The 15367-nt window shown below is 34.5% G+C and carries 9 protein-coding genes; 7 read left to right on the top strand and 2 right to left on the bottom strand.

Going from position 1 to position 15367, the window contains the following annotated elements; translation table 11 throughout:
- The first annotated feature begins 8 nt into the window (after positions 1–8).
- The 6 genes from P8K68_RS09710 to P8K68_RS09685 all read left to right on the top strand — a co-directional run bounded on the left by P8K68_RS09710 (position 9) and on the right by P8K68_RS09685 (position 8465).
- The gene (locus P8K68_RS09710) at positions 9–1514 is read left to right on the top strand and encodes a RagB/SusD family nutrient uptake outer membrane protein (protein ID WP_300250136.1); all 1506 of its coding nucleotides are present in this window, start codon (positions 9–11) and stop codon (positions 1512–1514) included.
- 79 nt (positions 1515–1593) lie between these two features.
- A complete protein-coding gene (locus P8K68_RS09705; protein WP_300250133.1) occupies positions 1594–4365 on the top strand; it encodes an alpha-L-rhamnosidase in 2772 nt (923 codons plus the stop codon).
- Positions 4366–4373: 8 nt separating this feature from the next.
- Entirely contained in the window at positions 4374–5846 is a 1473-nt protein-coding gene (locus P8K68_RS09700) for a sulfatase (RefSeq protein WP_300250130.1), read from the top strand.
- A gap of 211 nt (positions 5847–6057) precedes the next feature.
- On the top strand, positions 6058–6423 hold the full coding sequence (locus tag P8K68_RS09695) for a hypothetical protein (RefSeq protein WP_300250127.1): 366 nt from the start codon (positions 6058–6060) through the stop codon (positions 6421–6423).
- Between the two features lie 233 nt (positions 6424–6656).
- Positions 6657–8174 carry a T9SS type A sorting domain-containing protein gene (locus P8K68_RS09690; RefSeq protein WP_300250121.1) on the top strand — a complete coding sequence of 506 codons (1518 nt, stop codon included), beginning with the start codon at positions 6657–6659 and terminating at the stop codon, positions 8172–8174.
- A 144-nt stretch (positions 8175–8318) separates the two neighbouring features.
- Positions 8319–8465 (top strand): hypothetical protein, encoded by a 147-nt coding sequence (locus tag P8K68_RS09685; protein ID WP_300250118.1) that lies wholly within the window; start codon positions 8319–8321, stop codon positions 8463–8465.
- Between the two features lie 195 nt (positions 8466–8660).
- Here the strand turns inward: P8K68_RS09685 and P8K68_RS09680 are convergent, their stop codons facing one another.
- Together P8K68_RS09680 and P8K68_RS09675 are read right to left on the bottom strand one after the other, a co-directional pair.
- The gene (locus tag P8K68_RS09680; protein WP_300250116.1) at positions 8661–10361 is read right to left on the bottom strand and encodes a sulfatase; all 1701 of its coding nucleotides are present in this window, start codon (positions 10359–10361) and stop codon (positions 8661–8663) included.
- A 10-nt stretch (positions 10362–10371) separates the two neighbouring features.
- Complete coding sequence (locus P8K68_RS09675; RefSeq protein WP_300250113.1) at positions 10372–11904, bottom strand: sulfatase; 1533 nt, start codon at positions 11902–11904, stop codon at positions 10372–10374.
- A gap of 268 nt (positions 11905–12172) precedes the next feature.
- On the opposite strand from P8K68_RS09675, the gene P8K68_RS09670 reads away from it, so the two are divergent.
- Positions 12173–15367: a T9SS type A sorting domain-containing protein gene (locus P8K68_RS09670; protein WP_300250111.1), complete on the top strand. Its 3195-nt coding sequence runs from the start codon at positions 12173–12175 to the stop codon at positions 15365–15367.

Raw genomic sequence — 15367 nt, 5'->3', positions numbered from 1 at the left:
ATATAAAAATGAAAACTTTAAAATATCTAATTTTATTAACAGTATTAGTGTTTTCCTGTTCCGATTTAGATGAGCAGGTATATTCTGAAATTAGTCCGTCAAATTTTTATCAAAACGCAGATGAAGCAAATGCGGGAGTGATTTCAATCTATAATTCATATAGTCGATCAGTAGGATTATTTGATTTTGGATTGGCATCAATGGTTATTATGCCTTCACCAAATATGGTTGCTAGGGTACCATGGAGAGCTTATTGGGGGACCTATGTTTTAACATCAGCAGAACCCATTTCTTTGCCTCGTGTTTGGAATAGTTTTTATCAAGCCATTTTTAGGGCCAATGTGGTTATTAAAGAGTTGGAAGGTAGAACATTTAATGAAGATGAGGAAGAAGCCCGTCTTGCACTGATTGGTGAGGCTAAATGGCTAAGAGCATGGTCTTATTTTAATTTGGTTCAATTATTTGGTGGTGTGCCAATGCCTCTTGAGCCTACAACCAGTATTGATGGAGCAAAATTACCACGAACTGACATAACTGCTGTTTATGATCAAATTATTTTAGACTTGCAAGATGCAGAGGCCATGTTACCTGAAGAAAAGAGAACGGGGGAGGATATTGGTAGACCTTTTGCTGCTACTGCAAAATTTTTGTTGTCAAAAGTTTACCTAACTATGTCTGGAAAGCCATTGCAAGATGCTTCAAAATTGAGCTTAGCACAATCTAAACTACAAGAATTGATTAACTTAGAAGGAACCTCAGAAGGTTTTGTTTTATTGAATAGTTATGAAGACGCTATAAGAACAGATAACAACGCAGAGCGTATTTTTGCTGTGCAACAAACACAGTCTTTTGAAGATCAGGGTACAGCGTTTTCTCATGTTTGGGGAGGAAGGTTTAGATTTAGTGCTGGTGTAGGCCAATTTCATGGAGGTTTGTCTCAAGATTTTTATGATTCTTTTGAACCAAATGACCTAAGGAGGGATGTTACTATGGCATACACGTACACGGATTACAGAAACGGAAATACTTTAACATATGGTACTAATCCTTACCAACCACGTTTTGGCATTGCTCAAAACAAGTATGTCGATTTTGACCAAACCTGTTGCGATGGTGATCCAGATATGATTGTTTACAGATATTCCGATGCTTTGTTAATGGCTGCTGAAATTGAAAATGCCATAAATGGTCCCACAGCAGTGGCATATGAGTACTTAAATAGAGTGAGGTTTAGAGCTAATGCTTCGGATGCTCCATCGAATATGACTCAAGAAGAATTTACTGAGTTTATTTATGAAGAACGCTTTAAAGAACTGTCGTTTGAGTTTCATGAAGTTTATGACATTCGAAGATTTGGGAAAGTTGAGGAGGCTCTCGCAAATCATCCTGAAAATATAAGATGGAATCCTGCCAACACGGCTTACCAATCATATTTTGATTTGTGGCCTATTCCACTAGATGAAATTAATGCTAATCCTAACATTGGGCAACAAAACCAAAATCCAGGGTGGTAGAGCAGTATTTAATTTGTTTTTTAGTTAAAAATAAAGAGACTACCAATGGTAGTCTCTTTAAATATTAAATAAAAGTGATATGAAAATAAAAATTCTTCTCTCGTTATTTCTTTTTGTCTATATATCCTTTTTAGGAGCCCAAAATGTAGTCAAAACATCACTAAGAGTTAAAGATTTAACGGTGGAATACAAAATAAATCCAGAAGGTTTAGATATTGCTAAACCTAGATTTGCTTGGATTCTCGAGGCAGAGGGTAAAGGCAGATTTCAAACAACTTATCAAATATTAGTTGCATCTAGTGAAAAAAAATTAAACTCCCTAATAGGCGATATATGGGACTCAGGAAAAGTATCATCTGGTAAAACTAATCAAATAGAATATCAAGGAAAACCTTTGGAGTCTAATACTACTTATTATTGGAAAGTTAAAGTTTGGGACGAAAATGGAGAGGTTAGTAGATGGAGTTCAAATGCTCATTGGTCTATGGGACTGTTAAAGTTTCATGATTGGAAGGGGCTTTTTATTAGCCATGATGTTGGCTATGATAAAACGGATAAATACGACAGTCTTTATTTGCCTCCGGCTAGATACTTACGAAAATCATTTACTATAAATAAAAAAATAAAAAGAGCTAAGGTATTCTCTACTGCTATGGGACTCTATGAAATGCATCTCAATGGAAATAAGGTTGGAGAAGATTTGTTTTTGCCAGGTTGGACAGATTATGATGAAAGATTATATTATCAAACCTATGACATTACTAATCAACTTATCGAAGGAGAAAATGCCATTGGAGCAATTATTGCTGATGGTTGGTATGCCGGTTATATTGGTTATGCGCTTTTGGTAAGAATTGATAAGGTTAGGGAGTTTTATGGTGTAAATCCCTCTTTTATGTGCCAAATAGTAATTGATTATGAGGATGGGACAAAAGAAATAATACCAACAGATTTATCTTGGAAAGTGAATACAGGCCCCATAATAGAGGCTGATATTTTAATGGGTGAATCTTATGATGCCCGTTTGGAACATAAAAATTGGACTTTCTCCAATTTTGATGATTCCAATTGGCACAAACCCAAAGTATATACATATCCAAATGGAAGGTTTGGCGTTCATCCTGGAAACTTTGTTCATAAAGTGGAGACCTTAAAATCTAAAAGGATTACTGAGCCGCAAAAAGGAGTTTATGTTTTTGATTTAGGAAAGAATATCGCTGGAATTGTAAAACTTAAAGTTGAAGGGCCAAAAGGCACAAAAATAAAACTAAGATATGGTGAAATTTTAAAAAGGGATGGGAATGTACAAACTGAAAACCTACGTTTGGCAAGAGCCACCGATACTTATATTTTAAAAGGCGAAGGTGTTGAAACTTGGCAACCAAAATTTACCTATCATGGATTTCAATTTGTTGAAGTTACAGGGTTACCAGAAAAACCATCCATAGATGCTATAACGGGCATTGCACTTAGTTCGGTAAACACCAATAAAAGTACATTCAATTGTAGTAATGAATTAAATAATACTTTATATAAAAATATTCAAACTACCCAAAAGGCTAATTATTTTGAAGTACCAACAGATTGTCCGCAAAGAGATGAACGTTTAGGATGGACGGGAGATGCTCATACATTCATGAGATCGGCCACATACATGGCTGATGTAGCTCCATTTATGACGAAGTATCTCAAAGATTTAGATGATGCACAAAGATGGTATGGGGCATATCCAAATTTTGCTCCTTTCCCATATTCAAGGCCTCATCAATATTCGCCAGCGTGGATGGATGCGGGCATTATCATTCCATACAATATGTACAAGGTATATAATGATACTCGAATATTGGAGCAATTATATTCCGGAATGGAGAAATTTATGGATTTTCAAGCGGAAGCGAGTACTAATTTCTTAAGGCCTCCAGCAGGAAATAACTGGGGCGATTGGCTGTCTGTTAATGAAGATACAAGTCATGAGTATGTTGCGGCTGCTTTTTATGGTTTTGATGCAAAATTGATGATTGAAATAGCTGAAGCTTTAAATAAAATTAATGATGTTGCTAAATACACTGCACTTTATGAAAATATAAAAAAGGCATTTGTTAAAAAGTACATTCTCGATAATGGTTTTACAACTGAGGACACACAAACTACCTATGCTCTAGCTTTGTATTTTGATTTATATCCAAACCAAGAAATTGCTCAAAAAGGAGCTGATCGTTTAGCTGAAAAAATAAAAGATAATGGCTACACATTTTCGACTGGTTTTGTGGGAACCAAGCATATTATGCCAAGTCTTTCAAAGTATGGTTATCATGATTTAGCCTTTAAATTGTTTAAACAAACCAAATATCCAAGCTGGGGGTTTTCTATTGAAAATGGTAGTACATCTATTTGGGAACGCTGGAACAGCTATACAAAAGACGAAGATCAAAATTCAAATATTAATGCAGCAATGAATTCATTTAGTCATTATGCATTTGGTTCTGTTGCAGAATGGATGTTTATGTATGCCGTTGGTATAGATACAGAAGATGCAGGATATAAAAATATCATTATTAAGCCCGCAATAACTAAAGAAATGGATTTTATAGAAGGTAGTTATAAATGTATTAACGGATTAATAAAGTCTTCATGGAAGTGGAAAAAAAATACGGTAGTAATGGATGTTACAATTCCAGCAAACACTAAGGCTAAGATATATGTACCCACTACGAGTATTAAAAATTTAAAAGTCAATAATCAAAAACTAGATAAACAAAGCGATGTGAGCCTTTTGCAATATAAAGATGAATTAGCATGTATTCAAGTTGGTTCGGGAAAATACTCATTTAGTGCTATTAATAAAAAGTAACATATACTATGTATGTAAGAAATATATTTCTTTTATTGATGCTTACGCTGCTTTCATGTGGTAAGGAAATAAGTAAAAAAGATAAAAAACCAAATCTACTTATTGTGCTTTCAGATCAGCATTCATATGATATGCTTGGGGTTTATGGCAATACACAAATACTAACTCCTAATTTAGACATGTTCGCTTCTGAAGGTATTCGCTTTGATAATGCTTATGTAAATCAACCTGTTTGTACACCGTTTAGAGGTATGCTCATGAGCGGTATGCATCCTCTTAAAAATGGTGCTTTCATAAATGATACACCCTTAATTCCCAATAAACAATTACTTGGAGAAGTCCTAAAGGAGCAGGGCTATCAAACAGCATATATTGGTAAATGGCATTTGTTAGGAGGTGATAGGGATAGACCTATACCAAGAGGAGACTTGAGGTATGGTTTTGAAACCGTATTAACAAATAATTGTCATGTAGATTTTAGGCCAGGAAAAGCATTTTATTGGAGCTCAAATGATGAAAAGGAATATTTTGATGAGTGGGAAGTCTATGGACAAACAAAACAAGCTCTGCAATATTTGGACACTATAGATAGTAACAGACCGTTTGCTCTAATTATATCATGGCACCCACCACACGATTGGGGTCTATTTGAAGGGGAAGACGGTAAGATGCACTTTCGTTATGATACCATAGATGAGCTTATGGCATTATATAACAGAGATTCTATTCAAGTTCGCCCTGGTTCAGAATCTACTCCCGACCACACGCGAATGTACCATGGGCATATGGCAATGGTTAGCGGTGTAGATAAGGCTTTTGGAATGCTAATGAACAAAATAAAGGAAAAGGGTATAGAGGATAATACACTAACAATATTCACTGCAGACCACGGTGATATGCTAGAATCTCATGGGGCACTAAAACCAAAACAATATGTTCATGATTATTCCAGTAAAGTGCCATTTATAATCAAGTATCCAAAAAAAATAAAGACTCCTGGCGCGACAAAACTTCTTTTTAGTGCCTTAGATATTATGCCAACAACTTTAGGTTTATTGGATATTAATACAAAAGAAGATTATGATGGTAACGATTTATCAAATGCGATTTTAAACGGTAATGATGAGGCAGTACCATTTATTCCTATGTGGGTTTATTCAAGATATAATCAAAATGAAACGGCATGGAGGGGTGTTATAACTAAAGAATTTGCTTTCTCGATAAGCCAATTTGAAAATGATACCACTAATATAGACAACGTTTTATATGATAGGGTTAAGGATCCGTTACAACTAAATAATCTCTTCTTTAAGCCCGAATATAAAACTCAAAAAGAAAGTTTGAAGAATTTAACCTATAGTTGGATGGATAAATACACCGATCATTTTTTTGATCTAGATTTCTTTATGAAGGATCAGCCCAAAGAATCTTGGCAGTATAATTATTCTATATTACCTTACCAACATTTACAAGATGAGTAGTACACCAAAGGATAGTTTCAGTAAGTTTAAGTTCTACATTTAGCAAACTAAACTGCATACAATGTGAAAAGGTACTATTTTTTTATATTCTGTTCTTACAGATATAATTTTTGCCAACACGATGTCGCTATTTCTATTTTTGGGATAGAAAAAGTTGATGTTAATTAAAATCTTATGCTAAAGGTTAAATTGATCTAAAATGAAATATACATTGCCTGCTTTGTTATTCTCTATTTTTTTTGTTTCGTCGATGTTGTCTCAAGAAATTGAATTGGGTATACATCGCTCTAATTTTATTTGGTTAGAGCAAGATAAAGTGGAGGAAATTAATGATGGAATTAAAAATATTGATCCAGATTTAATTAGAATATCTGCGGTTAAAGGGAGAGGAACCATTGAGCGCGTGCTGGAACATATCAGTTATGCAAATGAGATAGGACCCTCTCCATCCAAGTTGTTATTGTTCATAACTATCTTTAGCATTGTACCCCCTGCCTCAAATAGAGAAGGGTATATGTCTGTGCAGTCTACTGGAATATTTACCCATTCATTTTGTTCTACCGTTCCTGTAGAATAATTTCCAAGCACAGTATAAGTAACAAGTTAAAGTCTATTCAGGTCACAACTTTCCTGTATGTGAAATCGAGTAAACGCGAAGCATGATTGTGCATGATGCGATAGTAATTTCATTACTTTAATTTTATCAAAAATTTAGAATCTAAAATCTAAGTCTATTGAGCGTTTAATGATTAAAAATTAACGGTTAAAATTACTTATGAAACTAAAAAAAATATTTTAATTTATGAATCTATGAAAAGAGTTTTGGTGTTTTTTGCTGTATTTATAAGTTTATCATCAAGTCTTAACTTATATGCGCAGACTCCATTTATTGTTGCAAAAGAAAGTGATCCAGCTATAACAACCCATGAAATTACGTCAGGGGGAGTAACATTGGGGATTACAGATAAGGGCGGAGGTATGATAAATAAATTTGAGTTACCTGGATATGGCGATTTGATGGGGCCAGAATCGGACAAATATGGAAGAGGAGGGCAAACAGCTATACGTAGTTTTGCGCATAGTGGTAAATACAACCCAACACAAGCTGGATTGACAGATAATGCTGGTACGCAATGTAATATTACCGCAACTTCTAATAAATTAATTATAGACGAGCGTCCTTGTTGCCTTTGGAGGGCCGATGGGAGTTATGACTTTATAGAATGGGAAAACCTTGCTAGTGATAATTATTCGACCGATGGAGGAAGCAGTGGTTATAATAGTGATGTTGACAGCATCGATGAGAGCAGTCTTTCGGGTATGCAAGCTGCCGAAATAACGAGCGAGTTTGACTTTTATGGCTTTTATGAAAACTGTAAAGATATAAACGGTGTTGATATTCCATGTTTTTATAGCTACTACGAATTTTCTTATGACCGATACCCAGGTCATTGTATTAGTCAGTTTTCAGAAAACTCACCCGTATATAACCAAAATTTTATACAAGATGATATTTCTAATCTAAACCCAAATGGCACACATCAAGGTACAGATATGGATATGAATTTCCTGACACATTGGAGCACTATACGTTTTGATAACGTTTTATTTCCTGCACAATACCGCCATTATGTTGATGCCGCAGGGAATTGGATAACAGAAGCTAGAAATTCTGTTTTAACTGATGAAATACACTTAAATAACACCAATATTTATCCAATGATGATTATCAGCAATAATCAAAATATAAATCAAGGAGTTGCAATTGGCGTTTTTCAGCCTAATTCGGAAATTGTATCTCAACAAACTGTAGGAGGCACTTATACAGATGATAGACGAGTTGTTGCTTGGGTTCAAGATGACCCTTCTCGTACCCCTACAATGATGAAATTGGGGTTTGGAGGTAGAACTTCTGGTTTACTTAACCGAAATCGTACCCCAAATAATGACCCTGAAACTTGGAGAGGTGAAATGTATTATTTGGTAGGTACTCCTGAGGAAATTTATGCGAATACACTTAGGTTGACAGATGTTACTCTCTCAATCGAAACAAATACAATGAAGAATTATAGACCTTCAATAAAGGTTTTTCCCAACCCTGTTGAAAGTGGTAAAATTAATGTTAAAATTCACGATATAACTGGTAAATTAACTATTACTGTTTTTTCAACTGTTGGAAATACACTTATAAAACAAAATGTAAACATGCTTGGGGAAAATTCGCAAACACATACTTTAAACGTAAACCAACTTCAATCAGGTGTTTATCTTATTAAAATAGTAAGTAATTCTGGGGTTGTAGCTTGCCAAAAATTCATAAAATCATAAGTACGCTTTCCTAAGGAATAGAAATTCACTTGTTACAACATCCACCTAAACTCCATTTTTGCCCTTCAGGAACAAAAACGGCGTTTAGCTTAAGCAATGGAGGAACTCTGTTGTTGATGGTTTAGATGAAACTAACCTTGTTGTATGCAGTTAACTGAAATTACTGGTGAATTTGATTTTTATGCCGTTTATAAAGATTATATGGGGATGGATAGAGTAAATATGCCTTGTTTTTATAATTTTAATGAGTACTTTTTTGGGATCTCTAGGGCATTGTTTAAACAAATTTAGGAAGGCGGATTGAAAAAAAAACACTATTATTATTTCGAAAAATAATATACCAAGTGCTTTGTATATACAGGGTATTAAATTAGATAAAACACTACTCAACAATTTAAATTTATCATAAATTAGATTAAAACCATTTTGATAAATGGAAAATACTTAAGAAGTTGGTATGGTGTTGAAAACTACTCAATCAACTAATTATTCAATTTTAGTTTTATATTTAGTAAATAAATCAACAAACGGTTCATTTCTAGCTTCTTGTGTTGCATTATAATTTGGATTAATTGAAGGCCAGTATCGCTGATCTACATTTTCAACCAACCATGTCATTAAATTATTAAAGAGTTTGTCCTTTACCATAGGTTTCACTAGACTCAAATCATTTTTTTCGTAGGGATCTTTTTCAATATCATACAATCGAAGCCTTCCATACCAATCAAAGATAAGTTTATAATTATCCTCTCTAATAGCGGAGTGAGGCGTTAACGGTAGGGGTTCCAGAGGGTTATTATAAATAACGTTAAACGGATAGTGCCAATAATGAGTGTTTTTTGAATAGCTAGAATTCATATTTTCTATATCATCAAGCAAGCCCATAAGACTCTCTCCATCCAAGTTGTTATTGTTTATAACTTCTTTAGCATTATATCCTGCTGCCTCAAGTAAGGAAGGGTAAATATCCGTGCAGTCCACCGGAATATTTACCCATTCATTTTGTTTTATCTTTCCTCTCCATCTAAATACTAAAGGAACCCTAATACCTCCTTCAGTGAGACAAGCCTTGCCTCCTAAAAAGGGACTATTATCTGTGCCGTCACCTTTCGGGGTAATTTTGGAATCTATACCTCCATTATCAGACATGAAAACAACTAATGTATTTTCCTCAATATTCAATTCAGCCAATTTGTCGAGAACCTTACCTACCGAGCGATCTAAACTTTTGATCATTGCTGCATATACAGGGTCTTTATGGTTGTTCCATCCTTTTGTGGGTTTTTTATCGAAGTGATCTATTTCTTCCTTAATTCCTTGATATGGTGTATGAATGGCGAAGTGCGAAAAATAGAGGAAGAACGGTTTAGTTCTATCTTTAGCCTGTTCGGTAATAAAATCTAAAGCTTGTTCTGTTAAATCATCTGTCAGATAGTTTTCTCCTGAAGAATTACCGGCGTCGCCAATATCATACATCTGATTAGTTAATTTAGGAAATTGATTGTTTTGCTCTGCGTTCCATAAAGATTTCCAGTTGTAATATGGAGAACCTCCAGCATCAAACCATGCTATGGGTTCAAACCCTAGATCTTCTGGTTGATAACCCTTTACCCCAAATCCGCCAACATGCCACTTACCAATAAAACCAGATTGATAATCTTGTAAAGCCTCTGCTATAGATAGTTCCTTCTTCCCATTATCATATGTTTGACCTGTCGGTATTGCTGAATTTGAAATACCATTGATTAAGGATTGTTCAATTTTGATATCATCTTTATGCTCAAAAACGTCATGGATGTAATAACCAGGTGGCGGAGTTTCCTGCTGATTGAGGTATGTTTTTCTAGGTGGCATAGCTGTTGTAAAACCTAATCTACCAGCATACTTACCTGTTAATATGCTTGCTCTTGTTGGTGAGCATAATTGATTGGCATAGGCTTGAGAAAAGGAAACCCCTTCTGTCATAAGTTTGTCTATATTAGGGGTTTCGTAATACATGCTATTTTTAGTTGTGTTGGAAAACCTTTTGGCATAGCCTTGACTATCCATAATACCGAAATCATCAGCCAAAATAAAAATGATATTTGGTCGATCAGAAATATGACTCTCGAGTTGGCTTTTCTTAGGGTTTTTGCATGAAAACAAAACAGTAAATAGAATTAAACGAAAGGTGTACTTTTTTAACATGTTTTTTTATTTAGTTCTTAGGTATTATATCTTTAAATGATTGCCTTCCAGTAAGCATGTCATCAAAACTAGGATGCCTTGACCATTCTTTTCTTCTGGAGACATCGAAGCTTTCATTTTTCATTGGTAATGCAGCATTAATATCTGTTCGCCAATTTTTCAAAAGGGTATATAGTTCTTTTACGGTTTCAGATTCTTGGTCTACTAAGTTGTTAGATTCTCCAATATCATTTTCAAGATCATACAATTCTATACTGTCATCTTGAAATGAATGTATCAGTTTCCAGTTTCCCTTTCTTATCGTTCCAGCAGGGGCATCATGATGGTAAACGGGATAGTGCCAGTACAGCACACGCTCTTCACTGATATTATTCTTTTTCATTAATACGGGAACAATACTTTTTCCATCTATAATTTGGTTAGTTGATTTTGCTTCTGCTATTTCCAAAAAAGTTGGAAAAAAGTCAATGCCGCTAACTAGTGCTTTAGATGTACTTCCTGGTTCAATTTTATCTGGCCATTTTATAATAAGAGGTTCTCTAATACCACCTTCATAAACGGTGCCTTTCTCTTTTTTTAAAGGCTTATTTGATGTTGCCACGTACCGTAAAGTGTCGTTTTGATAATAGTGTAAATTACGTTGTGCTATTAATGGGATCTCATCATATCGCTTTACCAATCCACCATTATCTGAAAAAAACACAACTACTGTATTTTTACTTAAGTCCAGTGATTCCAGTTTATCCATTATTTTACCCACACTAGTATCCACGTTTTCAACCATAGCGGCATAAACAGCATTAGATGGGTATTCATTGGTCTTTGGTTTGTTTAAGTATTTTTTGATAAGGGAATCTTGGGCTTCTAACTGTACATGGACATCGTAATGTGATAAAAACAAAAAGAAAGGGTTGTTTTTGTTCTTTTCAATAAAGTTTAAGCTTAAATTGGTTAATGCCTCCGATAAAACCGTTCCTTCCGGATAATTGGTTGCCGGGTTCATTTTTTCATTATAATCAAAAAAACCACCACCGTTGTAAACAACACTTTCATCATACCCTTGATTTCTAGGATGGTGTTTTTCAGTAAAACCTAAATGCCATTTACCAAAATATCCCGTTCTGTAACCTTCATCTTGAAGGGCTTCACCAATAGTTTTATAATCTAGAGGCAAGAATTGTGTTCTGTTTATTGGTACTGTTAGTAATTCATAAGGTCGCCAATGTCCAGGGATAAAATCATTAATGCCAATTCGAGCGGGATATTGTCCAGTTTGAATGCTTGCTCTAGAGGGTGAACATACGGGGTTGGCAGCATAAGCATTATAGAATTGCATGCCTTCCATGGCTAATTTGTTGATATTTGTGGCTTCATTAAAAGTATTGCCATAACTTGGCAAATCAGACCATCCTAAATCATCAGCCAAAATAAAAACAATATTTGGTCTTGTGTTATCCTTTCCTCCCTTTTTTTTCTTACAACTTGATAGTATAAGGCTGGATAATAATATTAATGTTACAGTCCTAAAAATTCGTTTTTGCATATGTGGGGGTAGGCTTTATTATTATACATAATAATTTGAATAAGGAGCAAGTTATAGTCTATTCAAGTTACAACTATCCTGCACTATACTGTATGTGAAATCGAGTAAACGCGAAGCATGATTGTGCATGATGCGATAGTAATTTCATTACTTTAATTTTGTCTAAAATTTAGAAGCTAAAATCTAAGTCTATTGAGCGTTTAATGATTAAAAATTAACGATTAAAATTACTTATGAAACTAAAAAAAATATTTTAATTTATGAATCTATGAAAAAAGCTATTTTGTTTTTTGGATTATTAATTGTCCATGGGTTAACTTTTTCACAAGAGGATCATGTATGGTCATTTGATTGCGATTCATCTGGGTGGGGAGAAGTTGATAATGTCAATTCCTTTAAAATTACATATGAGTTTCAAAATGCTTCAATAAATTCTTCACACCTTAAATTAGTTCATGATTTTAATGATAATTTTAGTTGGTTGTTTGGCCCCACAAACGAGAACATAGATGCAGACACTTATAAATATGTTCATTTTTCTCTTTCAGTTGAAAATGCAAATATTCCAGTAAACGGTATCAACGCGCTTTTTGTTTGGGATACAAGTGCTGATGGTCAAATTAACGATATTAGATCCAAATCTTTTAAAATATATAACGGCCAAACAAATTACACGATAGATTTAAGTCAAGAAGTAGATTGGTCTGGTACAGTAAATATTAATAGGATGCATCTTCCCAATGGTGGTCAAACAGCAAGTGGTTACACACCTGTATCGGCTGTGTACAGATTAGATTGGGTGGCATTATCATCAAATTCAACACCAACAGTACCATCTCAAGACACTGATTCATCGTGTACTCCAGTTACGCCAATTCTTTCAAATGATATAGAATCAGTAATTTTTGGAAATAGAGTATCCATCAAATCTTCATATACAGGATCTAAAGTTGATGCGACATTTAAATTGTGGCCCCAAGGAACCAACGACACGATTGTCACAAATCAACGTATAGATAATGGAGGTGTTTTTTATATGAGTCAAAAGGAATTAAATACAAGTACAACGTACAATTATCTTGTAACCTTAGAAAATCCTGCGGGAAGAGATGTGTCCTCTGTGAACCAGTTTACTACCGAAAGTCAAACTGCAGAATCCTACCCTACTGATGTATGGATGACTCCTACTCCTTTTGATCTCATCCAAAATGCAAATGATGATTTACTAGATAACAATACTTGGCCTCAATCTGCATCTATGGCCAATGTATATAAAATTCATGGCGCTACTTTTAGAGCTTCAACAGCACCTGAGTTTTTTGCGTATGACTTTTCAAAGTTAATCTACACATGTAATAAATTTAAAATGCGAATTGCCCTTGAAAGTGTGATAAGTGGTAATAATTCTGGAGAAAAATATGCTGAAAGCATTGTTGAGAGAGTTGACCAAGTTAATGACATTGGAGGTAAAATTGAATTCTTAACTTGGGATGGAATGATGTTTCGTTGTTTTTATGATTCTGCTAAGAACACAAACTTTAGGACACCAGAAGAAGGATTAGAAGAAGTTGCAGTGGCAACTGAAATCGTTAAACAAAGATACCCGGGTTTTGAAATAATACCTTTACCCAATTTACCCAATTGGGATATAAGGGACAGTAATGGTGATATTGTGCCGCACAATGGTGGTGGTTGGGCAGCAAAAACTGGAGTGATTAGTTGGGATTATTTATGTGATATTTATTTGAGTAAAATAGCAACTAGAGGAATTAGTATTAGCCATATAGAAATCGATCATCCATACTATTATTACACTAAAAACGGAACCGATCTTGGCAATAATCGTTTAAATGCCATTAAAGATTATTGTACTACAAATGGTTTAGAATTATCTGTAATAGTGAACCAAAGTACAGGCGGTGTGGGTTTTCCAGGTAATAGCCAAGAAACTCAAGATGCTTTGTTTAAGGAAGGATGTGTAGATTACATTCGCACACTTAGAAGTACAGGAATTAATCCTACAAGAATAGACATTGAATCTTGGTACGAGTTTCCTCAATACCTTGTTCCTGAAACGCAAGAAAATAGTTTTACTAATGTAATAAAAGAAGTTGGTCAAATATTTAATGCCGATAATTTAGTATTCTACGTAGATGGTACTCTTACAACGGGAGCCAATGATGGAAGTACTTGGGAAAATGCATTCCGCTCCGGACGCATGGTACAATTAGCCATTAATGCTGCTTCCAACGGCGATGAAATTAGAATTGCAAGTGGCTCTATTACAGATGACACTCAAATTACGGTTAATAAATCTGTAACTATTACAGGGGGTTACGATCCGGGTTCAGACACACGAACAGGATTCACCACATTAACGGGAGTTAATACTGAACGTAGATTGGTAATCAATGGTAACTTAACAATTGATTTAAATTATCTAATCATTGAAAATGGAGGTAATACAAAAGGTGCTGGTGCATTAATTCAGGCTAATGCTTCGCCAATATTTAATAATGTTCAATTTATAAATAACATTGCTACTAATAATGGAGGTGCAATTAGCATACCAAGTGATGCTTCTGCAATATTTAAGAATGTTGTGTTTTCCGGGAATAATGCTAATAATGGGGCAGCAGTTCATGTAAATGGAAATAATTCAGAGCTAATCACATTTACCAATGTTGTATTTGCCAATAATACTTCCTCATCAAGAGGTGGAGGTATCGATAACTTTAGTAGTGCTACCTTAAATTTAAATTCTTGCACCTTCTATGGTAATACAGCAGTTAATGGTTCTGGTATGTTTCTAGGAAGCTCCAGTACGGCGGTCATAAATAATACCGTTTTTTATGGCAACCTTGCTAATGGTAACCCGCAAGCCTTTAACGCTCAAGATTTTACTAAAATATCGGGGTCATCAAACATAGCGTCAGATACACAGGCAGGTACGTCTATAAGCGATAATAGTTCAAATTATATTGCTTTAACTTCAGATCCTTTTACAGATAGCTCAGATGTAGATGGGGCAGATAATGTATTTGCTACATCAGATGACGGTTTGTTTCCTGCAGAAAATGGTCAGTTAGTTGGCGCTGGTGATGGTACTTATAACTCAGAATCAGTTGATGTTATTGGTGGAGTAAGAATTGTAGAAATCATTGATATAGGGGCTTATGAATCTTCAGAAACCTTGAATGTTGAAAATTTAAATGAAGAAAGCTTTACCACTATCATATATCCAAATCCTGTGAAGGCTGAATTAAATATAAAAATTCAAAGTAATACTAATAACCTAAAAATTGAAATTAACGATATCACTGGTAAGATTGTTTTTAAAGGAAGTTATAATGATATGAAAAACATTAAGTTACCCTTAGGGAGACTGTCAAATGGCTTGTATTTATTAAGCATTACTTCTGAGAACCTAAAGCAATCACATAAGTTTTTGGTTGATCACTAA

Origin of the sequence: Algibacter sp., from assembly GCF_029245835.1 — a bacterium.
Lineage (GTDB): Bacteria > Bacteroidota > Bacteroidia > Flavobacteriales > Flavobacteriaceae > Algibacter_B.
The sequence above is the reverse complement of the archived record's forward strand: the minus strand, read 5'-3'. Positions and strand labels throughout refer to the sequence as shown.